18 protein-coding genes are annotated in these 20,992 nt (G+C 62.8%); 9 read left to right on the forward strand and 9 right to left on the reverse strand.

The annotated features are described in order from the left end of the window. Window positions 1-34 precede the first annotated feature (34 nt). From purB to ACTYOL_RS09835, 5 genes are all read right to left on the reverse strand, one after another. Window positions 35-1,405: an adenylosuccinate lyase gene (gene purB, locus ACTYOL_RS09815; RefSeq protein WP_444757840.1), complete on the reverse strand. Its 1,371-nt coding sequence runs from the start codon at window positions 1,403-1,405 to the stop codon at window positions 35-37. A 186-nt stretch (window positions 1,406-1,591) separates the two neighbouring features. Next, the gene (gene hflD, locus ACTYOL_RS09820) at window positions 1,592-2,218 is read right to left on the reverse strand and encodes a high frequency lysogenization protein HflD (protein ID WP_054892339.1); all 627 of its coding nucleotides are present in this window, start codon (window positions 2,216-2,218) and stop codon (window positions 1,592-1,594) included. Then, window positions 2,215-3,339, reverse strand: coding sequence for a tRNA 2-thiouridine(34) synthase MnmA (gene mnmA / locus ACTYOL_RS09825; RefSeq protein WP_054892338.1), 1,125 nt, complete (start codon window positions 3,337-3,339; stop codon window positions 2,215-2,217). The genes hflD and mnmA overlap by 4 nt, the downstream gene beginning before the upstream one ends. A 58-nt stretch (window positions 3,340-3,397) precedes the next feature. Further along, window positions 3,398-3,838, reverse strand: a complete 441-nt coding sequence (locus ACTYOL_RS09830; RefSeq protein ID WP_153773011.1) for an NUDIX hydrolase — start codon at window positions 3,836-3,838, stop codon at window positions 3,398-3,400. Between the two features lie 103 nt (window positions 3,839-3,941). Continuing rightward, window positions 3,942-6,167, reverse strand: coding sequence for an NADP-dependent isocitrate dehydrogenase (locus tag ACTYOL_RS09835; RefSeq protein ID WP_153773012.1), 2,226 nt, complete (start codon window positions 6,165-6,167; stop codon window positions 3,942-3,944). 430 nt (window positions 6,168-6,597) lie between these two features. Between ACTYOL_RS09835 and icd the strand changes: the two genes are divergently transcribed. Then, window positions 6,598-7,854 (forward strand): NADP-dependent isocitrate dehydrogenase, encoded by a 1,257-nt coding sequence (icd, locus tag ACTYOL_RS09840; protein ID WP_054892335.1) that lies wholly within the window; start codon window positions 6,598-6,600, stop codon window positions 7,852-7,854. Between the two features lie 73 nt (window positions 7,855-7,927). Here the strand turns inward: icd and cspD are convergent, their stop codons facing one another. Beyond that, complete coding sequence (gene cspD, locus ACTYOL_RS09845; RefSeq protein WP_063544259.1) at window positions 7,928-8,176, reverse strand: cold shock domain-containing protein CspD; 249 nt, start codon at window positions 8,174-8,176, stop codon at window positions 7,928-7,930. Between the two features lie 228 nt (window positions 8,177-8,404). Here cspD and clpS point away from each other — a divergent pair, with 228 nt between their 5' ends. Continuing rightward, entirely contained in the window at window positions 8,405-8,767 is a 363-nt protein-coding gene (clpS, locus tag ACTYOL_RS09850; RefSeq protein ID WP_054892333.1) for an ATP-dependent Clp protease adapter ClpS, read from the forward strand. A gap of 30 nt (window positions 8,768-8,797) precedes the next feature. After that, entirely contained in the window at window positions 8,798-11,068 is a 2,271-nt protein-coding gene (clpA, locus tag ACTYOL_RS09855) for an ATP-dependent Clp protease ATP-binding subunit ClpA (protein ID WP_054892332.1), read from the forward strand. 121 nt (window positions 11,069-11,189) lie between these two features. On the opposite strand, the gene infA is transcribed toward clpA, so the two are convergent. From infA to aat, 3 genes are all read right to left on the reverse strand, one after another. Beyond that, entirely contained in the window at window positions 11,190-11,408 is a 219-nt protein-coding gene (gene infA / locus ACTYOL_RS09860; RefSeq protein WP_002553999.1) for a translation initiation factor IF-1, read from the reverse strand. A gap of 103 nt (window positions 11,409-11,511) precedes the next feature. Beyond that, window positions 11,512-12,219, reverse strand: a complete 708-nt coding sequence (locus ACTYOL_RS09865; RefSeq protein WP_054892331.1) for an arginyltransferase — start codon at window positions 12,217-12,219, stop codon at window positions 11,512-11,514. A 55-nt stretch (window positions 12,220-12,274) separates the two neighbouring features. Continuing rightward, window positions 12,275-12,955 carry a leucyl/phenylalanyl-tRNA--protein transferase gene (aat, locus tag ACTYOL_RS09870; RefSeq protein WP_153773013.1) on the reverse strand — a complete coding sequence of 227 codons (681 nt, stop codon included), beginning with the start codon at window positions 12,953-12,955 and terminating at the stop codon, window positions 12,275-12,277. 407 nt (window positions 12,956-13,362) lie between these two features. Between aat and ftsK the strand changes: the two genes are divergently transcribed. The 6 genes from ftsK (at window position 13,363) to cysG (ending at window position 20,877) form a co-directional block, all read left to right on the forward strand. After that, the gene (gene ftsK / locus ACTYOL_RS09875; RefSeq protein WP_065864366.1) at window positions 13,363-15,780 is read left to right on the forward strand and encodes a DNA translocase FtsK; all 2,418 of its coding nucleotides are present in this window, start codon (window positions 13,363-13,365) and stop codon (window positions 15,778-15,780) included. Window positions 15,781-15,842: 62 nt separating this feature from the next. Continuing rightward, window positions 15,843-16,466 carry an outer membrane lipoprotein chaperone LolA gene (lolA, locus tag ACTYOL_RS09880; RefSeq protein WP_054892328.1) on the forward strand — a complete coding sequence of 208 codons (624 nt, stop codon included), beginning with the start codon at window positions 15,843-15,845 and terminating at the stop codon, window positions 16,464-16,466. 11 nt (window positions 16,467-16,477) lie between these two features. Next, the gene (locus ACTYOL_RS09885; RefSeq protein WP_444757841.1) at window positions 16,478-17,803 is read left to right on the forward strand and encodes a replication-associated recombination protein A; all 1,326 of its coding nucleotides are present in this window, start codon (window positions 16,478-16,480) and stop codon (window positions 17,801-17,803) included. Continuing rightward, entirely contained in the window at window positions 17,800-18,174 is a 375-nt protein-coding gene (crcB, locus tag ACTYOL_RS09890) for a fluoride efflux transporter CrcB (RefSeq protein ID WP_444757842.1), read from the forward strand. The genes ACTYOL_RS09885 and crcB overlap by 4 nt, the downstream gene beginning before the upstream one ends. A gap of 30 nt (window positions 18,175-18,204) precedes the next feature. Continuing rightward, window positions 18,205-19,485, forward strand: coding sequence for a serine--tRNA ligase (serS, locus tag ACTYOL_RS09895; RefSeq protein ID WP_444757843.1), 1,281 nt, complete (start codon window positions 18,205-18,207; stop codon window positions 19,483-19,485). Next, a complete protein-coding gene (cysG, locus tag ACTYOL_RS09900; RefSeq protein WP_200603738.1) occupies window positions 19,486-20,877 on the forward strand; it encodes a siroheme synthase CysG in 1,392 nt (463 codons plus the stop codon). The last annotated feature ends 115 nt before the right edge of the window (window positions 20,878-20,992 follow it).

The following is a 20,992-nucleotide window of genomic DNA, read 5'->3' on the forward strand; positions in this document are numbered from 1 at the left end:
CCGGCTGAGCCGGGCGTTGTACGCAGGGCGCAGGTCAGATGCGTTTGGCCTGGGCGGCTGCGTTGCCGATGTAGGTGGCCGGGGTGAGCAGCTTGAGCTCGGCCTTGGCGTCGGCCGGCATGTCCAGGCCGTCGATGAAGGTCAGCAGCGCTTCAGGGGTGATGCCCTTGCCACGGGTCAGCTCCTTGAGCTTCTCGTAGGGGTTCTCGATGTTGAAGCGGCGCATGACGGTCTGGATCGGCTCGGCCAGTACTTCCCAGCAAGCGTCGAGGTCGGCGGCGATGCGCGCTTCGTTGACCTCCAGCTTGCCGATGCCCTTCAGGCTGGCTTCATAGGCGATGACGCTATGGGCAAAGCCCACGCCCAGGTTGCGCAGCACGGTGGAGTCGGTCAGGTCGCGCTGCCAGCGCGAGATCGGCAGCTTGCTGGCCAGGTGCTGGAACAGCGCGTTGGCGATACCGAGGTTGCCTTCGGAGTTTTCGAAGTCGATCGGGTTGACCTTGTGCGGCATGGTCGAGGAGCCGATTTCGCCGGCGACGGTCTTCTGCTTGAAGTAGCCCAGCGAGATGTAGCCCCAGACGTCGCGGTCGAAGTCGATGAGGATGGTGTTGAAGCGAGCGATGGCATCGAACAGCTCGGCGATGTAGTCGTGCGGCTCGATCTGGGTGGTGTACGGGTTGAGCTGCAGACCCAGTTCGTCTTCGATGAAGGCGCGGGCGTTCTGCTCCCAGTCGATCTGCGAGTAGGCCGACAGGTGGGCGTTGTAGTTGCCCACGGCGCCGTTGATCTTGCCCAGCAGCGGCACGGCGGCGACCTGGGCGATCTGACGCTCCAGGCGGTAGACGACGTTGGCCAGCTCTTTGCCCAGGGTGGTCGGCGAGGCCGGCTGGCCGTGGGTGCGCGACAGCATCGGCACGTCGGCGTGCTGGTGGGCCAGGGCGCGGATGGCCTCGGCGATCTGGCGCATCAGTGGCAGCAGCACCTCGTCACGACCGGCGCGCAGCATCAGGGCGTGGGACAGGTTGTTGATGTCTTCGCTGGTGCAGGCGAAGTGGATGAACTCGCTGACCTTGGCCAGCTCAGGCAGCTTGGCGGCCTGCTCCTTGAGGAGGTATTCGATCGCCTTGACGTCGTGGTTGGTGGTGCGCTCGATTTCTTTCACACGCTCGGCGTGCTCGAGCTTGAAGTCGGTCGCCAGGCTGTCCAGCAGAGCGTTGGCTTCGGCGGAGAACGCCGGCACTTCGCCGATCTGCGGGTGGGCGGCCAGACGCTGCAGCCAGCGTACTTCGACCAGGGCGCGGAAACGGATCAGGCCGAATTCGCTGAAGATGGGGCGCAAGGCCTGGGTTTTGCCGGCGTAACGGCCGTCTACAGGGGAAACCGCAGTGAGCGAAGAGAGCTGCATGGGGTGTTCTCGGACAGTCAGGCTTTTGGAAGGGCGCATATCATACATGAAAATTGCGCCTGGGTCGGGTGGCTGACCAAAGGTCGGCCGTCGAAACGCGTGTCGCGGTTCCTGTAGGAGCGGGCTTGCCCGCGAATGCGGCGGTGAGTCCGGCATCGCATTCGCGCGCAAGCCCGCTCCTACAGGTCAGGAAGGCGCGCGCATCATGTCGTACAGTTCATTGAGCAACTTGCGTCGGCTGAACACCAACTGCCAGCGATGCCCGCCCAGCTGGCGCCACAGGCGTGCGGCGCGGATGCCCGCCAGCAGCAGGGCGCGGATCTTCGAGGCGTTGCTGGCCTGCTGCAGGAAGCGCATGTCGCCGTGCACCTGGATGCGCTGACGCAGGGTACTCAGGGTGTCCTGGTACAAGGCTCCGCTGGAAGCGATGACGTTTTCGTGAACCAGGCCGAAATGATCGGCTTGCGACTGGATCTGCGGCAGACGGTTGCCGATGGTGTCGAGCAGGTCGCCACGCTTGGCCAGTTGACGCTCAAGGCCCAGCATCGAAAGGGCGTAGCGCAGCGGCTCGCGTTGCAAGCTGCTGGGGTCGCGCTCCAGGGCGCCGACCAGTGCGCGGTAGCCGTCACGCAGGTTCAGGTCGTCGCCGCCGAACACTTCCAGGGTGCTGTTCGGGTCGCGTACCAGCAGGCTGCCGAGCATGCAGCCGATATTGGCTTCGCTGGCCTGCCCGGTGCGGGCGATGCGATCGACCAGCACTGCGGCCTGGAACACGCCGCCAAGGGCGATCAGTTGCTCCTGCAGATTGCTCATGCGCGTGGGCTCCAAGGCTCGGCGCTCTCGATCACGCCGCCGCCCAGGCATACCTCGCCATCATAGAACACCACCGATTGACCTGGCGTCACGGCGCGTTGCGGTTCGTCGAACACCGCGCGGTAGCCGTTCGCGGTGCGTTCCAGGGTGCAGTGCTGGTCGCTCTGGCGGTAGCGCACCTTGGCGGTGAGTCGACGTGGGCTGCTCAGGTCGAGCGGGTTGACCCAGAAGATGTCCGAGGCGAGCAGGGCGCGGGAGAACAGCCACGGGTGTTCGTTGCCCTGGCCCACCACCAGCACGTTGCGCGCCAGGTCTTTTTCCAGCACGTACCAGGGCTCGTCGCCGGCGTCTTTCAGGCCGCCAATGCCCAGGCCCTGGCGCTGGCCGATGGTGTGGTACATCAGGCCGTGGTGCTGGCCGATCACTTCGCCGTCGGTGGTCTGGATCTCGCCAGGCTGGGCGGGCAGGTACTGCTTGAGGAAGTCGCTGAAGCGACGCTCGCCGATGAAGCAGATGCCGGTGGAGTCTTTTTTCTTCGCCGTGGCCAGGCCGTGTTTTTCGGCGATGGCACGTACTTCGGGCTTTTCCAGCTCGCCAACGGGGAACAGGGTGCGGGCGATTTCCGCGCCGCCCACGGCATGCAGGAAGTAGCTCTGGTCCTTGTTCGGGTCCAGGCCCTTGAGCAGTTCTGTCAGCTCGCCGGTATCGCGGCGGCGCACGTAGTGACCGGTGGCAATCAGGTCGGCACCCAGCGACAGGGCGTAGTCAAGGAAGGCCTTGAACTTGATTTCGCGGTTGCAGAGGATGTCCGGGTTGGGTGTACGGCCGGCCTTGTACTCTTCGAGAAAGTGCTCGAACACGTTGTCCCAGTATTCGGCGGCGAAGTTGGCGGTGTGCAGCTTGATGCCGATGCGATCGCACACGGCCTGGGCGTCGGCGAGGTCTTCGCGGGCGGTGCAGTACTCGGTGCCGTCATCCTCCTCCCAGTTTTTCATGAACAGACCTTCCACCTGGTAGCCCTGCTCCATGAGCAGAAGGGCGGAGACGGAAGAGTCCACGCCGCCGGACATGCCGACGATGACGCGGGTCCTGGAAGGGTCTTTGGGTGTTGGGCTGGTCATGGCTACCGATGTGTATCTGGGGGAAAAATTCCGATTCTATCAGGACGGCGCATCCGCGTCAGTCGCGCAGCAGCGAGAGGCTGTGCAGCGGGCCTGCGAGATAGTCGTCGAGGCAGCGTGGCACCAACTCGCTGCGCCAGCGCGTGGGGTCGGCCAGCAGTTCGTCGCGGGTCAGCCACAGGGCGCGGGTGATGTCGCTGTCCAGGACTCGCTCGGGGTGGTGGCGCAGGGGGCGGGCGGCGAAGCAGATACGCTGGTATGTCACGCCGTTGCTCGGCGCGGTGTAGAGGTAGATACCGACCACGCCGGTCAATTCGACCTCCCAGGCGGTTTCCTCGAGGGTTTCGCGCAGGGCGGCCTGGGGCAGGGTTTCGTTGGCTTCGAGGTGGCCGGCGGGTTGGTTGAAGACGTGCTTGCCAGCCTTGAACTCCTCGACGAAGAGGAATTTGCCCTCGTGTTCGACGATGGTGGCGACGGTGATGTGGGGTTGCCAGGTCATGAACAGCTCCCTAAGGGTTCGCATTGGCCGCTAGATATCATTTATCCAGAAAGCACAAACCCCGGTGCGTGGCCGGGGTTTGTGCTGTTACTTCAAGCGAACCTTACAGGGCGGCGATGGCGCTGTTCAGGGTCTGGCTTGGGCGCATCACCTTGGCGGTCAGCTCGGCATCAGGCGCGTAGTAGCCACCGATGTCGGCCGGCTTGCCCTGGACGGCGTTGAGCTCGGCGACGATGGTCGCTTCGTTCTCGGTCAGGGTCTTGGCCAGTGGGGCGAAGCGTGCCTGCAGGGCAGCGTCGTCGCTCTGGGCAGCCAGGGCCTGGGCCCAGTACAGGGTCAGGTAGAAGTGGCTGCCGCGGTTGTCGATACCGCCGACCTTGCGCGAAGGCGACTTGTTGGTGTCGAGGAACTTGCCAGTGGCCTGGTCCAGGGTGTTGGCCAGTACTTTGGCACGTGGGTTGTCGTAGGTGTTGCCCAGGTGCTCGAGGGAGGCAGCCAGGGCCAGGAATTCACCCAGCGAATCCCAACGCAGGAAGTTCTCTTCGACCAGCTGCTGCACGTGCTTGGGTGCCGAACCGCCGGCGCCGGTCTCGAACAGGCCGCCACCGTTCATCAGTGGCACGATCGACAGCATTTTGGCGCTGGTGCCCAGTTCCATGATCGGGAACAGGTCGGTCAGGTAGTCGCGCAGCACGTTGCCGGTCACCGAGATGGTGTCCTTGCCTTCGCGGATGCGAGCCAGGGAGAACTTGATGGCGTCGACCGGTGCCAGGACGCGGATGTCCAGGCCAGTGGTGTCGTGATCCTTCAGGTACTTCTGTACCTTCTCGATCATCACGCCGTCATGGGCGCGAGCCGGGTCCAGCCAGAACACCGCAGGGGTGTTGCTCAGGCGGGCGCGGTTGACAGCCAGTTTCACCCAATCCTGGATCGGTGCGTCCTTGGTCTGGCACATGCGGAAGATGTCACCGGCTTCGACGTTCTGCTCCAGAACGACGTTGCCCTTGCCATCGACCACGCGTACGACGCCGTCGGTCTTGATCTGGAAGGTCTTGTCGTGGGAACCGTACTCTTCGGCTTTCTGCGCCATCAGGCCAACGTTCGGTACGCTGCCCATGGTGGTCGGATCGAAGGCGCCGTTTTTCTTGCAGTCTTCGATGGTGGCCTGGTAGATGCCGGCGTAGCAGCGGTCCGGAATGATCGCCTTGGCGTCTTGCAGCTCGCCTGCGGCGTTCCACATCTTGCCCGAGTCGCGGATCATCGCTGGCATCGAAGCGTCGACGATGACGTCGCTCGGTACGTGCAGGTTGGTGATGCCCTTGTCGGAGTTGACCATGGCCAGGGCCGGGCGAACGGCGTACAGGGCCTGGATGTCGGCTTCGATCTCGGCCTGCTTGTCGGCTGGCAGGTCCTTGATGCGGGCGTACAGGTCGCCGATGCCGTTGTTGGCGTTGAAGCCCACTTCGGCCAGCGCAGCCGCGTGCTTGGTCAGCACGTCGTTGTAGAACTCTTCGACGATGACGCCGAACATGATCGGGTCGGAAACCTTCATCATGGTGGCTTTCAGGTGTACCGACAGCAGTACGCCAGAAGCCTTGGCATCGGCGATCTGCTCGGCGATGAAGGCTTTCAGGGCCTTGCGGCTCAGGGTGGCGCAGTCGATGACTTCGGCGGCCTTGACGGCGGTTTTCTCTTTCAGGACGCTGGTGGAACCGTCCTTGCCGACCAGTTCGATGCGCAGGCTGTCGTCAGCCTCGATCAGCGCGGCTTTCTCGCTGCCGTAGAAGTCGCCTTGGGTCATGTGGGCAACGTGCGACTTGGAGTCGGCGGCCCAGGCACCCATCTTGTGCGGGTGCTTGCGAGCGTAGTTCTTGACCGACAGCGGTGCACGACGGTCGGAGTTGCCTTCGCGCAGTACCGGGTTCACGGCGCTGCCCTTGATGCGGTCGTAGCGCGCGCGGGACTCTTTCTCTTCGGCGCTGGCCGGCTCGTCGGCGTAGTCGGGGATGTTGAAGCCCTTGGCCTGAAGTTCCTTGATCGCCGCCTTCAGCTGTGGAACCGAAGCGGAGATGTTCGGCAGCTTGATGATGTTGGCTTCAGGGGTGGTGGCCAGCTGGCCCAGTTCCGCCAGGTGATCGCCTACCTGCTTCTCTGCGCCCAGTTGTTCCGGGAACGCCGCGAGGATACGGCCAGCCAGGGAAATGTCGCGGGTTTCGACGGCGATGTCAGCCGAAGCGGTGAAGGCTTCGATGATCGGCAGCAGCGAGTAGGTGGCGAGGGCGGGGGCTTCGTCGGTGAAGGTGTAGATGATCTTGGAACGGGTGGGCATGCGGGTTAACTCTCTATGTGCTGAGCGTACTCGAGTCTCGAGGTGCGCAGGGTAGGCGCTTCGCCCTGGCGACGCCATGAGCGGATGGTCGAGAGGCTGCGAGCGGTGATGGTGGATGCATCAGTCGAGCGTCAAATGCTGGGATGCGGTAACAGCCCAGGCTTTCTGGCCTTTCCTGGCCGAGGGCGAGCCGCATTTTCCAAGGGTTCGCCCCGATGACCCTGCGGTCAGGGCCGGAGTATATCAAACCCTTTGGGCTAATCAGCAAGGCGAAGTGATATCGACGCCTTTATAAGACCAAAGATGTACGGGCAATGTGGCGTGATGCCGCAGGGTGTCGGGGCTGTCCGGCTTGCAGGTCGGCGGATGTGGTTTAGGCTCATTGGATCGCATGATGTCCAACCACCCCCGACAGCGGAGTAGTGCAAGCATGGGATACCAGAAAATCAAGGTTCCGACGGATGGCGCCAAGATCACCGTCAATGCAGACCATTCGCTCAACGTTCCCGACAACCCGATCATCCCCTACATCGAGGGCGATGGCATCGGTGTCGATGTCTCTCCGGTCATGATCAAGGTGGTGGATGCCGCCGTGCAGAAGGCCTACGGCGGCAAGCGCAAGATTGCCTGGATGGAGGTGTACGCCGGCGAGAAGGCCACGCAGGTCTATGACCAGGATACCTGGCTGCCCCAGGAGACCCTCGATGCGGTGCGCGACTACGTGGTGTCGATCAAGGGCCCGCTCACCACGCCGGTGGGTGGCGGTATCCGCTCGCTGAACGTCGCCCTGCGCCAGCAGCTCGACCTGTACGTCTGCCTGCGCCCGGTATTGTGGTTCCAGGGCGTGCCCAGCCCGGTGAAGAAGCCTGGCGATGTCGACATGGTGATCTTCCGCGAGAACTCCGAGGATATCTACGCCGGTATCGAGTGGAAGGCTGGCTCGCCCGAGGCCAACAAGGTGATCAAGTTCCTGAAGGAGGAAATGGGCGTCACCAAGATCCGGTTCGACCAGGACTGCGGCATCGGGGTCAAGCCGGTCTCGCGCGAGGGCACCAAGCGCCTGGTGCGCAAGGCCCTGCAGTATGTGGTGGATAACGATCGCGAGTCGCTGACCTTGGTGCACAAGGGCAACATCATGAAATTCACCGAGGGTGCTTTCAAGGACTGGGGTTACGAAGTGGCGAAAGACGAATTCGGCGCCGAGCTGCTCGATGGCGGCCCGTGGATGAAGTTCCGCAATCCGAAATCGGGCCGCGAAGTCATCGTCAAGGACGCCATTGCCGACGCCATGCTCCAGCAGATCCTGCTGCGTCCGGCCGAGTATGACGTGATTGCCACGCTCAACCTCAATGGCGACTACCTGTCCGACGCGCTGGCGGCGGAGGTGGGCGGTATCGGTATTGCGCCGGGCGCCAACCTTTCCGATACCGTGGCCATGTTCGAGGCGACCCATGGCACTGCGCCCAAGTATGCCGGGCAGGACAAGGTCAATCCGGGGTCGGTGATCCTGTCTGCCGAAATGATGTTGCGGCACATGGGCTGGACCGAAGCGGCCGACCTGATCATCAAGGGTACCAACGGCGCGATCGCCGCCAAGACCGTGACCTACGACTTCGAGCGCCTGATGGACGGCGCCAGGCTGGTGAGCAGCTCGGGCTTCGGCGATGAGATGATCAAGCACATGTGAGGTAACAAAAAAACCGGCCGTCTCTTCATATTAAAGAGGCGGCCGGTTTTTTCGTATAGGACAGGAGTCGGGGTCAGGCCTCGGCAGCCGTGTTCGCCTGCGAGGTGCCTACCGTGGTGCTGGGGCTGGAGATATTGACCGCGTGCAGTCCCTTGGGGCCTTGGACGATGTCGAAGGAGACTGTCTGGCCGGCCTTCAATGTCTTGTAGCCGTCCATCTGGATCGCCGAATAGTGGGCGAACAGGTCGTCTGTCTTGCCCTCTTCGTTGATGAACCCATAGCCCTTGGCATTGTTGAACCACTTGACTTTACCGCTTGCCATCCCTATGTCCCTCTGCAAAGGACTCCATCACTGGAGTATCATCCACTTCATCCGCATACGAACCGTGCGAAAAATCTGGTTGACTGCGCGGATCTTTATAGACCACGGTGGGTTCTTATTGGTTGTAACACCGTTTTGCCGATAGTCAAGGTCATGCGGCGGCCGCTCCTGCGGTGACTGCGCGGTCAATCCATTACCCTAACCTGTCGATATGATGAAATTCTTTCCATGCATGCACTCAGGCAGATTCGACTAACATTCAATCAGGATCATCCGAAGTCCGATGAGGACGACGGTGCAGGTCTGGCAGTGCAGGAAGCCAAGCCGATCCTGCAGGCGCCACCGATGTACAAGGTGGTTTTGTTCAATGATGACTACACGCCGATGGATTTCGTCGTCGAAGTGCTCGAGACGTTCTTCAGTCTGAACCGCGAGCTGGCGACCAAGATCATGCTGACCGTCCATACCGAGGGCCGGGCAGTGTGCGGATTGTTTACCCGCGACATCGCCGAGACCAAGGCCATGCAGGTCAATCAATACGCAAGAGAAAGCCAGCATCCGCTACTCTGTGAAATCGAGAAGGACGGTTAATCGCCGACCACTTGGGTATGAGGTGAAGCTATGTTAAACCGCGAGCTCGAAGTCACCCTCAATCTGGCCTTCAAGGAGGCCCGTTCGAAGCGTCATGAATTCATGACCGTCGAACACCTGTTGCTGGCACTCCTTGACAATGAGGCCGCCGCGACCGTTCTGCGCGCCTGTGGCGCCAATCTCGACAAGCTCAAGCATGACCTGCAGGAGTTCATCGATTCGACCACGCCACTGATTCCCGTCCACGACGAGGACCGCGAAACCCAGCCTACGCTCGGTTTCCAGCGTGTGCTGCAGCGCGCCGTTTTCCACGTGCAAAGCTCCGGCAAGCGTGAAGTGACCGGTGCCAATGTGCTGGTAGCGATCTTCAGCGAACAGGAAAGCCAGGCCGTGTTCCTGCTCAAGCAGCAGAGCGTGGCGCGCATCGATGTGGTCAACTACATCGCCCATGGCATCTCCAAAGTGCCGGGGCACGGTCCGCATGCCGACAGCGACCAGGAAATGCAGGATGAGGAGGGAGGCGAGGCGTCTTCGTCAAGCAACCCGCTGGACGCCTATGCCAGCAACCTCAACGAACTGGCCCGTGCCGGTCGTATCGATCCGCTGGTGGGGCGTGAGCAGGAGGTCGAGCGCGTCGCGCAGATCCTGGCCCGCCGCCGCAAGAACAACCCGCTGCTGGTCGGGGAGGCGGGCGTCGGCAAGACTGCCATCGCCGAAGGCCTGGCCAAGCGCATCGTCGATGGCCAGGTGCCGGACCTGTTGGCGCAGAGCGTGGTCTACTCGCTCGACCTGGGTGCACTGCTGGCCGGCACCAAATACCGCGGCGATTTCGAGAAGCGCTTCAAGGCGCTGCTCGGTGAGCTGCGCAAGCGTCCGCAGGCAATCCTGTTCATCGACGAGATTCACACCATCATTGGTGCCGGTGCGGCATCCGGTGGGGTGATGGATGCGTCCAACCTGCTCAAGCCGTTGCTGTCCTCCGGGGATATCCGCTGCATCGGCTCGACCACCTTCCAGGAATTCCGTGGCATCTTCGAGAAGGACCGTGCCCTGGCGCGGCGTTTCCAGAAGGTCGATGTCAGCGAGCCGTCGGTGGAAGATACCGTCGGTATCCTGCGTGGCCTGAAGGGGCGTTTCGAAAGCCACCACAACATCGAGTACAGCGATGAGGCGCTGCGCGCGGCTGCAGAACTGGCTGCTCGCTACATCAATGACCGCCACATGCCGGACAAGGCCATCGACGTGATCGATGAAGCGGGTGCATACCAGCGCCTGCAGCCGGAAGCCAGCCGGGTCAAGCGCATCGAGGTGCCGCAGGTCGAGGACATCGTCGCCAAGATCGCGCGGATTCCGCCGAAGCACGTCACCAGTTCCGACAAGGAGCTGCTGCGTAACCTGGAGCGTGATCTCAAGCTGACCGTGTTCGGTCAGGATGCGGCGATCGACTCGCTGTCCACCGCCATCAAGCTGTCGCGTGCAGGCCTGAAGGCGCCGGACAAGCCGGTCGGCTCGTTCCTGTTCGCAGGGCCTACCGGTGTCGGCAAGACCGAGGCTGCCCGTCAGTTGGCCAAGGCGCTTGGGGTGGAGCTTGTGCGCTTCGACATGTCCGAGTACATGGAGCGGCATACCGTGTCGCGCCTGATCGGTGCGCCGCCCGGCTATGTCGGTTTCGACCAGGGCGGTCTGCTGACCGAGGCGATCACCAAGCAACCGCACTGTGTGCTGCTGCTCGATGAGATCGAGAAGGCCCATCCTGAAGTCTTCAATCTGCTGCTGCAGGTGATGGACCACGGGACGCTGACCGATAACAACGGGCGCAAGGCCGACTTCCGCAACGTGATCCTGATCATGACCACCAACGCGGGTGCCGAAACCGCGGCGCGTGCCTCGATCGGCTTCACCCAGCAGGATCATACGTCCGATGCCATGGAAGTCATCCGCAAGAGCTTCACGCCGGAGTTCCGCAACCGCCTGGACACCATCATCCAGTTCGGCCGCCTGAGTCACGAGACGATCAAGAGTATCGTCGACAAGTTCCTCATCGAGCTGCAGGCCCAGCTGGAAGACAAGCGCGTGTTGCTGGAGGTCAGCGACGAGGCGCGCGGCTGGCTGGCAGTCAAGGGCTACGACGTGCAGATGGGCGCACGGCCGATGGCACGCCTCATCCAGGACAAGATCAAGCGGCCGCTGGCCGAGGAGATCCTGTTCGGCGAGCTGTCCGAGCACGGTGGCGTGGTGCATGTCGAGTTGCGTGACGGTGAGCTGGTCTTCGATTTCGAGACCACGGCCGAGGTTGCGTAACAGCGGTGTCGCGCTGTGCCTGTGGGAGCGGCTTTGGTCGCGATCACAGGCACAGCCGGTCTACATTCAAGCAGATACAAAAAAGCCCGGCACATAGGCCGGGCTTTTTCATGGCTGGAGCTTAGCGGGCGCGGTAGGTGATGCGGCCCTTGCTCAGGTCGTATGGCGTCAGTTCGACGCGAACCTTGTCGCCAGTGAGAATACGGATGTAGTTCTTGCGCATCTTGCCGGAGATGTGCGCGGTAACGACGTGCCCGTTTTCCAACTCCACGCGGAACATGGTGTTGGGCAGGGTGTCGACGACAGTGCCTTCCATTTCGAAGCTGTCTTCTTTCGACATGCAGTAAAGCCCTCGGTATCCAGTGATGGCCCGACGCACGACTGCACCGGGCAAAAAAAGTGGCGTGGATTATGCCCGAAAACTGTGTTTCAAGCCAATGCTTTCAGTTGAGACTGACCCAGCGCTGGTTGATCAGCAATTCGATGGGGCGATACTGGGTCTTGTAGTTCATCTTCTTGCAGTTCTTGATCCAGTAACCCAGGTAGACAGCCTCGAGATTCTGCCGCAGCGCTTCGGTGATCTGCCAGAGAATGGCAAAGCGCCCCAGGCTGCGACGTTCTTCATCGGGCTCGTAGAAGGTGTAGACCGCCGAAAGACCGTTGGGCAGCAGGTCGCACACGGCGATCGCCAGCAGGCGGCCTTCGAGGCGGAACTCGTAGAACCAGCAGAATGGCAGGTCGCGTACCAGGAAGGTGGAGAACTGGTCGCGGCTGGGCGGGTACATGTCGCCGTCCGAATGGCGCTGTTCGATGTAGCGTCGATACAGGTCGAAGTACTCTTCCTTGAACGCTGGGCGCGCAGCGGTGACGGTGACGTCGGCGTTGCGTTTGAGGATGCGCCGCTGCTGGCGGTTGGGGATGAAGCGTGCCGCGGGGATGCGCGCCGGCACGCAGGCATTGCAATTCTGGCAGTGCGGGCGATAGAGATGATCGCCGCTGCGACGAAAACCCATTTCAGAAAGGTCGGCGTACACATGGACGTCCATCGGCTGGCTGGGGTCCAGGAACAGCGTGGTCGCCTGCTCCTCCGGCAGATAGCTGCAGGAGTGAGGTTGAGTGGCATAGAACTTCAACCGCGCCAACTCTGTCATGATCGACCCCTCGGCAAGACGTTGTCTTAAGTGTATGCCAGCAATGGGAACTCGCCTAGCGAACCCAGGTTGCCTTGCTGGGCTGGTCGAGGTGGCGCGCGAGATAACGGGCGAACTCGGCGCGGCTGATGGCGCGAGCACCGAGGCTGTGCAAATGATTGGTCGGCATCTGGCAGTCGATCAGGGCAAAGCCGGCCTGGCGCAGGTGCTCGACCAGGGTCGCGAAGCCGACCTTCGAAGCGTTGTCGGCACGGCTGAACATGGACTCTCCGAAGAACAGCTGGCCCATGGCCAAGCCATACAGGCCGCCGACCAGCTCGCCATCCTGGCGCACCTCCACCGAATGGGCGATGCCGCGTCGATGCAGTTCACAGTACGCGGCCTGCATGCTGTCGGTGATCCAGGTGCCGTCGGCGTAGTCGCGCGGAGCGGCGCAAGCGGCGATGACCCGTTCGAAGTCGCTGTCGAAGCTGACCTGATAGCGACCCTGGCGCAGGAGCTTGGCCAGTGAGCGCGAAACGTGCAACTCGTCCGGGAAGAGTACGGTGCGCGGGTCCGGTGACCACCAGAGGATGGGTTGGCCGTCCTGGTACCAGGGAAAGCAGCCATGACGATAGGCTTGGATCAGGCGCTCTGGCGTCAGGTCGCCACCGGCGGCGAGCAGGCCGTTGGGCTCGTTCAGGGCTTTTTCCAGGGGTGGGAAGGTCAGCGAGTCGCGGGTCAGCCAGGTGAGCATGGTCTTTCGGCGGTAGGGGAGGGGAGAGGGCAGCATGGCGGCTGAAAGAAACGTGGTCAACGTCTGGCCTTGTGCTGCCTGAGGGGCCGCCAGCGAATGGGATTGGTTCCTGCCCGCCATGGGTGGTTTTGGCACAGCGTATACGGCGGTTTCCTACGCATTAATGAGCCATCCGGCACCAACCCGGACATTTGCTGTCATACCTGTGCAAAAATACAGCATAAGCCTTTGTCACAGAACAAAATGCATGCTCAAATTGCACCCATGGAAATCGGCCCTCCGTTCATGCGCCATGCGGCGTGCCGCCATGGCGGCAGGCGGGCAGTAATGATAAAAGTAGTGGTTCGTCGGCCAGTCATCGGCTCGATCACTATTTAACGCGCAGCGAGCGCAGGAATAGACGCGTTTTGAAGAAATCCACCGCAACCCCGACCCCTTTGCCCGTGCCATTGTGGCGCCAGCAGTTGCATTATCGCCTCAAGGAAGGCGCGCTGATCGCCGTCGGTGCCCTGTGCCTGTACCTGTGGATGGCGCTGCTGACCTACGACACGTCCGATCCGAGCTTCAGCCACACCAGCAACGTCGACCAGGTGCAGAATGCTGCCGGGCGCGCCGGAGCCTTCTTCGCCGACATCCTGTTCATGGTGCTCGGCTACTTCGCCTACATTTTCCCGTTGCTGCTGGCAATCAAGACCTGGCAGATCTTCCGCGAGCGCCATCAGCCCTGGCAATGGAGCGGCTGGCTGTTCTCCTGGCGCTTGATCGGCCTGGTGTTCCTGGTGCTGTCGGGCGCGGCGCTGGCGCATATCCATTTCCACCCTACTGCGAGCATGCCGTTCTCCGCGGGCGGTGCCCTGGGTGAAAGCCTGGGTGACCTGGCGCGCAACCTGCTGAATGTGCAGGGCAGCACGCTGATGTTCATCGCCCTGTTCCTGTTCGGCCTGACCGTGTTCACCGATCTGTCCTGGTTCAAGGTGATGGATGTCACCGGCAAGATCACCCTCGATCTGTTCGAACTGGTGCAGGGCGCAGCCACTCGCTGGTGGGAGGCGCGCAACGAGCGCAAGCGCCTGGTGGCGCAACTGCGCGAGGTAGATGACCAGGTCGATGAGGTGGTTGCTCCTGTGGTCGCGGACAAACGCGAGCAGATCAAGGCCCGCGAGCGCATCATCGAGCGCGACGAGGCACTGACCAAGCACGTGGCCCAGCGCGAGCAACAGCCGGCCCCGGTGATCAACATACCCACGCCGCCGCCCAAGGCCCCCGAACCGAGCAAGCGGGTGATGAAGGAGAAGCAGGCGCCGCTGTTCGTCGATAGCGCCGTCGAAGGCACGCTGCCGTCGATCTCCATTCTCGACCCAGCCGAGCAGAAGAAGATCGAGTATTCGCCCGAGTCGCTGGCTGGCGTCGGTCACCTGCTGGAAATCAAGCTGAAGGAGTTCGGTGTCGAGGTGTCGGTGGACTCCATCCATCCGGGCCCGGTGATTACCCGTTACGAAATCCAGCCGGCTGCAGGTGTCAAGGTCAGCCGCATCGCCAACCTGGCGAAGGACCTGGCGCGTTCGCTGGCAGTGACCAGCGTGCGGGTGGTCGAGGTGATCCCCGGCAAGACAACCGTGGGTATCGAAATCCCCAACGAGAACCGCCAGATGGTGCGCTTCTCCGAAGTGCTGTCGACCCCGCAGTACGACGAGCAGAAGTCGCCGGTCACCCTCGCGCTGGGTCATGACATCGGCGGCAAGCCAGTGATCACCGACCTTGCCAAGATGCCGCACTTGCTGGTGGCCGGTACCACTGGTTCCGGTAAATCGGTGGGTGTGAACGCGATGATCCTTTCGATCCTGTTCAAGTCCGGCCCTGAAGATGCGCGGCTGATCATGATCGACCCGAAGATGCTCGAACTGTCGATCTACGAAGGCATTCCGCACCTGCTGTGCCCGGTGGTCACCGACATGAAGGACGCCGCCAACGCCCTGCGCTGGAGCGTCGCCGAGATGGAGCGCCGCTACAAGCTGATGGCTGCCATGGGCGTGCGTAACCTGGCGGGCTTCAACCGCAAGATCAAGGACGCCCAGGAAGCGGGTGAGGTCATCCACGATCCGCTGTACCGTCGCGAGAGCATGGAAGACGAGCCGCCGACGCTCAAGACCCTGCCGACCATCGTGGTGGTTGTCGATGAATTCGCCGACATGATGATGATCGTCGGCAAGAAGGTCGAAGAGCTGATCGCGCGTATCGCCCAGAAGGCGCGGGCGGCCGGTATCCACCTGATCCTCGCCACCCAGCGTCCGTCGGTCGATGTGATCACCGGCCTGATCAAGGCCAACATCCCGACCCGCATGGCGTTCCAGGTGTCGAGCAAGATCGACTCGCGGACCATCATCGACCAGGGCGGTGCCGAGCAGCTGCTCGGTCATGGTGACATGCTCTACATGCCGCCGGGTACCAGCCTACCGATCCGTGTTCATGGTGCCTTCGTTTCCGACGATGAAGTACATCGCGTGGTCGAGGCGTGGAAGCTGCGTGGCGCACCGGACTACAACGACGACATCCTCAACGGTGTCGAAGAGGCCGGCAGCGGCTTCGAAGGTGGCGGCGGTGGTGGCGATGGTGACGATGCGGAAACCGACGCCCTGTACGACGAAGCGGTGCAGTTCGTGCTCGAGAGCCGCCGGGCGTCGATCTCCGCGGTACAGCGCAAGCTCAAGATCGGCTACAACCGTGCCGCGAGGATGATCGAGGCGATGGAGATGGCCGGCGTAGTCACCCCGATGAACAGCAACGGCTCGCGGGAAGTGATTGCCCCGGGTGGCCCGCGCGATTGATGATCACTTTGCCGGGCGCCAACGACGGCGTTCGGCCTATTCACTGCTCAATGAGGATTCCCATGCGCGCGATTCGCATGCTGTTGGTTTCTGCCCTGACCCTGGGCTCGGTTACGGCTCATGCCGGTGAGCAAGACGTACAGCGCCTGACCCAATTGCTGGAAAAGTCCCAGACCATCGAGGCCAACTTCTCCCAGCTGACCCTGGATGCCAGCGGCACCAGCTTGCAGGAAACGACCGGCAAGATGACGGTCAAGCGTCCGGGGCTGTTCTACTGGCACACCGATGCTCCGCAGGAGCAGGTGGTGGTGTCCGATGGGCAAAAAGTCACCCTGTGGGACCCGGACCTGGAACAGGCCACGGTCAAGAAGCTTGACGTGCGTTTGAGCCAGACCCCGGCGCTGCTGCTGTCCGGCGATGTCTCCAAGATCAGCCAGAGCTTCGACATCGCGTCGAAGGAGCAGGGGGAGGTCATGGACTTCACCCTCAAGCCCAAGACCAAGGACACGCTGTTCGACTCCCTGCGCATCTCGTTCCGCAAAGGGCTGATCAATGACATGCAACTGATCGACAGCGTCGGTCAGCGCACCAACATCCTGTTCAACGGGGTCAAGGCCAACCAGGCTGTCCCGGCGAGCACGTTCCAGTTCAAGATCCCGGAAGGCGCCGACGTCATCCAGGAGTAACGCGAGGCATCATGGACCTGTTTCGAAGCGAACCCGTTGCCCAGCCCCTGGCTGCTCGCCTGCGTCCGTCCAACCTGGACGAGTACGTGGGCCAGGAGCACCTGCTGGCACGCGGCAAGCCGCTGCGTGAAGCGCTGGAGCAGGGTGCGCTGCACTCGATGATCTTCTGGGGGCCGCCGGGGGTTGGCAAAACGACGCTGGCCCGGCTGCTTGCGCAGTTTTGCGATGCACATTTCGAGACGGTCTCGGCGGTGCTGGCGGGGGTCAAGGAAATCCGCCAGGCCGTCGAGGTGGCCAAGCAGCAGGCCGGCCAGTATGGTCGGCGTACCATCCTGTTCGTGGATGAAGTGCACCGCTTCAACAAGTCCCAGCAGGATGCCTTTCTACCCTACGTCGAAGACGGCACCTTGCTGTTCATCGGCGCCACCACCGAAAACCCTTCGTTCGAACTGAACAACGCCTTGCTGTCGCGGGCTCGGGTCTATGTGCTCAAGAGCCTGGACGAAGCGGCCCTGCGCAAGTTGGTCAACCGTGCGCTGACCGAAGAACGTGGGCTGGGCAAGCGCAACCTGCGGATCGGCGATGAGGCGTTCAAAATGCTCATGGCTGCCGCCGATGGCGATGGTCGGCGCATGCTCAACTTCCTCGAGAACGCTTCCGACCTTGCCGAGGATGGCAGCGAAATCGACGTGCAGATGCTGCAAAGCCTGCTTGGCGACAGCCGCCGCCGCTTCGACAAGGGTGGCGAGGCGTTCTATGACCAGATATCAGCGCTGCACAAATCGGTGCGCGGCTCCAATCCTGACGGTGCGCTGTACTGGTTCGCGCGCATGCTCGATGGCGGTTGCGATCCCTTGTACATCGCCCGTCGCGTGGTGCGCATGGCCAGCGAGGACATCGGTAACGCCGACCCCCGTGCACTGAGTCTGTGCCTGGCAGCCTGGGATGTCCAGGAACGCCTGGGCAGCCCCGAGGGCGAGCTGGCGGTGGCCCAGGCCATCACTTACCTTGCCTGCGCACCCAAGAGCAACGCCGTCTACATGGGCTTCAAGACCGCCTTGCGCGAGGCTGCCGAGCATGGCTCGCTCGAAGTGCCACTGCACCTGCGCAACGCACCGACCAAGCTGATGAAGCAACTGGGCTATGGCGATGAGTACCGCTACGCCCACGACGAGCCGGATGCCTACGCAGCTGGCGAAGATTACTTCCCCGACGAGCTCGAGCCACGCCCCTATTACCAGCCAGTGCCACGTGGCCTGGAATTGAAGATTGGCGAGAAACTGCGCCACCTTGCCGAACTGGACCGCAACAGCCCCCGTCAACGGAGAAAAACGTGATTGCCCTGATCGCTTCGGTGAGCGCCGCAGGTATTGCTGGCACCTTGCTTCGCTTTGCGGTGGGTAACTGGGTCAATGCCCACTGGCCACGGCACTTCTATCTCGCTACGCTTGCGGTCAATCTGGTGGGCTGCCTGATCATTGGTGTGCTGTACGGCCTGTTCCTCAACAAGCCCGGCGTGCCGATCGAGGTACGTGCGGGGCTGATCGTCGGCTTCGTCGGCGGGTTGACCACCTTTTCATCCTTTTCACTGGATACCGTGCGCCTGCTCGAAAGCGGACAGGCGCCCCTGGCCTTCGGCTATGCCGCCGCCAGCGTGCTGGGCGGGCTGCTCGCCACCTGGGCTGGCCTGGCCCTGACCCGAATCTGAACCAACACCTAAACACAACGAGAGAACGATATGCTCGATTCCAAACTGTTACGCGGCCAACTTCAGGAAGTGGCGGAACGCCTGGCCTCCCGTGGCTTCAGCCTGGATGTCGCGCGCATCGAATCACTGGAAGAGCGCCGCAAGTCGGTGCAGACCCGCACCGAGCAGCTGCAGGCCGAGCGTAATGCCCGTTCCAAATCCATCGGCCAGGCCAAGGCCAAGGGCGAAGACATCGCCCCGCTGATGGCGGACGTCGAGCGCATGGCCAACGAGCTGGCGGCCGGCAAGGCCGAGCTGGACGAGATCCAGGCCGAGCTCGACGGCATCCTGCTGACCATCCCCAACCTGCCGGACGCCAGCGTGCCGGTCGGCGCCAGCGAAGAAGACAATGTCGAAGTGCGCAGCTGGGGCACGCCGCAGGCCTTCGACTTCGAAATCAAGGACCACGTTGCCCTGGGTGAAGTCAGCGGTGGCCTGGACTTCGAGGCCGCGGCCAAGCTGTCCGGCGCTCGCTTTGCCGTGCTGCGTGGGCCGATCGCCCGTCTGCACCGCGCCCTGGCGCAGTTCATGATCAACCTGCACACCGGCGAGCACGGCTACGAGGAGCACTACACCCCGTACCTGGTACAGGCCCCGGCCCTGCAGGGCACCGGCCAGTTGCCGAAGTTCGAGGAAGACCTGTTCAAGATCACCCGCGAAGGCGAGGCCGACTTCTACCTGATCCCGACCGCCGAAGTGTCGCTGACCAACCTGGTGGCGGGCGAGATCCTCGACGCCAAGCAGCTGCCGCTGAAACTGGTCGCCCACACCCCGTGCTTCCGCAGCGAAGCCGGCGCATCGGGCCGTGACACCCGCGGCATGATCCGCCAGCACCAGTTCGACAAGGTCGAGATGGTCCAGGTGGTGGAGCCGTCCAAGTCGATGGAAGCCCTTGAAGGCCTGACCGCCAACGCCGAGCGCGTGCTGCAGTTGCTCGAGCTGCCGTACCGCGTGCTGGCCCTGTGCACCGGCGACATGGGCTTCGGCGCCGTGAAGACCTACGACCTGGAAGTGTGGGTGCCGAGCCAAGGCAAGTTCCGTGAAATCAGCTCCTGCTCCAACTGTGGCGACTTCCAGGCCCGCCGCATGCAGGCCCGCTGGCGCAATCCGGAAACCGGCAAGCCGGAGCTGGTGCACACGCTCAACGGCTCGGGCCTGGCGGTGGGCCGTACGCTGGTTGCGGTGCTGGAGAACTACCAGCAGGCCGATGGTTCGATTCGCGTCCCTGAAGTGCTCAAGCCCTACATGGGCGGCGTCGAGGTTATCCGCTAAATGAAGTACCTGCCGCTGTTCCATAAGCTGCAGGGCGGCCGGGTACTGGTCGTCGGCGGCGGTGAGATCGCTCTGCGCAAGGCGCGCCTGTTGGCTGATGCCGGGGGTGTGCTGCGGGTGGTCGCGCCGGAAGTCGACGGCCAGTTGGCCGCGCTGGCCAGGGAAGGCAGCGGAGAGGTGCTGGTGCGTGGCTATCAGGTCGCTGACCTGGAGGGGTGCCGTCTGGTGATCGCTGCCACCGATGACCCGGCGCTCAACGCGCAGGTGTCGGCAGACGCACAAGCGCGCAGCCTGCCGGTCAACGTGGTGGATGCACCGGCCCTGTGCACAGTGATCTTCCCTGCCATCGTCGATCGCTCGCCGTTGGTTGTGGCGGTGTCCAGTGGCGGCGATGCGCCGGTGCTGGCACGCTTGATCCGGGCCAAGCTCGAGGCCTGGATTCCGTCCACCTATGGCGAGCTGGCAGGCCTGGCCGCGCGTTTTCGGGACAAGGTCAAGTCGCTGTACCCGGACGTCAACCAGCGGCGCGGCTTCTGGGAGACAGTGTTCCAGGGGCCGATCGGCGAGCGCCAGTTGGCCGGGCAGGGCGCCGAAGCCGAGCGCCTGTTGCAGGCCATGGTCGATGGCGCCCCTGTGCAACAGGGCGGTGAGGTCTATCTGGTCGGTGCCGGTCCTGGTGATCCCGACTTGTTGACCTTCCGTGCCTTGCGCCTGATGCAGCAGGCTGACGTGGTGCTTTACGACCGTCTGGTGGCTCCGGCCATCATCGAGATGTGCCGGCGTGATGCCGAGCGCATCTATGTCGGCAAGCGTCGCGCTGACCATGCCGTGCCCCAGGACCAGATCAACCGCCTGTTGGTCGATCTGGCCCGCCAAGGGAAGCGTGTGTTGCGCCTGAAGGGCGGCGATCCGTTCATCTTCGGCCGTGGCGGCGAGGAGATCGAGGAACTGGCCGATGAGGGCATCCCCTTCCAGGTGGTGCCGGGTATCACGGCGGCCAGCGGCTGTTCGGCCTACGGCGGTATTCCGCTGACTCACCGCGACTACGCCCAGTCGGTGCGCTTCGTCACGGGCCACCTCAAGGACGGCACCAGCAACCTGCCCTGGAATGACCTGGTGGCGCCAGCCCAGACTTTGGTGTTCTACATGGGCCTGGTTGGCTTGCCGACCATCTGCGCCGAGTTGATCCGTCATGGTCGTGCGGCAAGCACGCCGGCAGCGCTGGTGCAGCAGGGCACTACCCGCAATCAGCGCGTATTCACCGGGACCCTGGCAGACCTGCCGGACCTGGTCGCCCGGCATGAAGTGCATGCGCCGACCCTGGTGATCGTTGGGGAAGTGGTGCAGTTGCGTGACAAGCTGGCCTGGTTCGAAGGGGCGCAGAACAGCTGATCACTGGGACCACTTTGTGATCCATTCGCGGGCAAGCCCGCTCCCACAGGTAAGGCGCCGCTTTAAACCTGTGGGAGCGGGCTTGCCCGCGAATGGGCTGCGAAGCAGCCCCAGC

The organism is Pseudomonas sp. A014 (assembly GCF_052378495.1).
In the GTDB taxonomy this organism is placed as follows: Bacteria; Pseudomonadota; Gammaproteobacteria; order Pseudomonadales; family Pseudomonadaceae; genus Aquipseudomonas; species Aquipseudomonas machongensis.

Coding starts and splice junctions, on each gene's coding strand:
- purB (WP_444757840.1), bottom strand. CDS start 1,405: ATGCAGCTCTCTTCGCTCACTGCGGTTTCCCCTGTAGACGGCCGTTAC.
- hflD (WP_054892339.1), bottom strand. CDS start 2,218: ATGAGCAATCTGCAGGAGCAACTGATCGCCCTTGGCGGCGTGTTCCAG.
- mnmA (WP_054892338.1), bottom strand. CDS start 3,339: ATGACCAGCCCAACACCCAAAGACCCTTCCAGGACCCGCGTCATCGTC.
- ACTYOL_RS09830 (WP_153773011.1), bottom strand. CDS start 3,838: ATGACCTGGCAACCCCACATCACCGTCGCCACCATCGTCGAACACGAG.
- ACTYOL_RS09835 (WP_153773012.1), bottom strand. CDS start 6,167: ATGCCCACCCGTTCCAAGATCATCTACACCTTCACCGACGAAGCCCCC.
- icd (WP_054892335.1), top strand. CDS start 6,598: ATGGGATACCAGAAAATCAAGGTTCCGACGGATGGCGCCAAGATCACC.
- cspD (WP_063544259.1), bottom strand. CDS start 8,176: ATGGCAAGCGGTAAAGTCAAGTGGTTCAACAATGCCAAGGGCTATGGG.
- clpS (WP_054892333.1), top strand. CDS start 8,405: ATGCATGCACTCAGGCAGATTCGACTAACATTCAATCAGGATCATCCG.
- clpA (WP_054892332.1), top strand. CDS start 8,798: ATGTTAAACCGCGAGCTCGAAGTCACCCTCAATCTGGCCTTCAAGGAG.
- infA (WP_002553999.1), bottom strand. CDS start 11,408: ATGTCGAAAGAAGACAGCTTCGAAATGGAAGGCACTGTCGTCGACACC.
- ACTYOL_RS09865 (WP_054892331.1), bottom strand. CDS start 12,219: ATGACAGAGTTGGCGCGGTTGAAGTTCTATGCCACTCAACCTCACTCC.
- aat (WP_153773013.1), bottom strand. CDS start 12,955: ATGCTCACCTGGCTGACCCGCGACTCGCTGACCTTCCCACCCCTGGAA.
- lolA (WP_054892328.1), top strand. CDS start 15,843: ATGCGCGCGATTCGCATGCTGTTGGTTTCTGCCCTGACCCTGGGCTCG.
- ACTYOL_RS09885 (WP_444757841.1), top strand. CDS start 16,478: ATGGACCTGTTTCGAAGCGAACCCGTTGCCCAGCCCCTGGCTGCTCGC.
- serS (WP_444757843.1), top strand. CDS start 18,205: ATGCTCGATTCCAAACTGTTACGCGGCCAACTTCAGGAAGTGGCGGAA.
- cysG (WP_200603738.1), top strand. CDS start 19,486: ATGAAGTACCTGCCGCTGTTCCATAAGCTGCAGGGCGGCCGGGTACTG.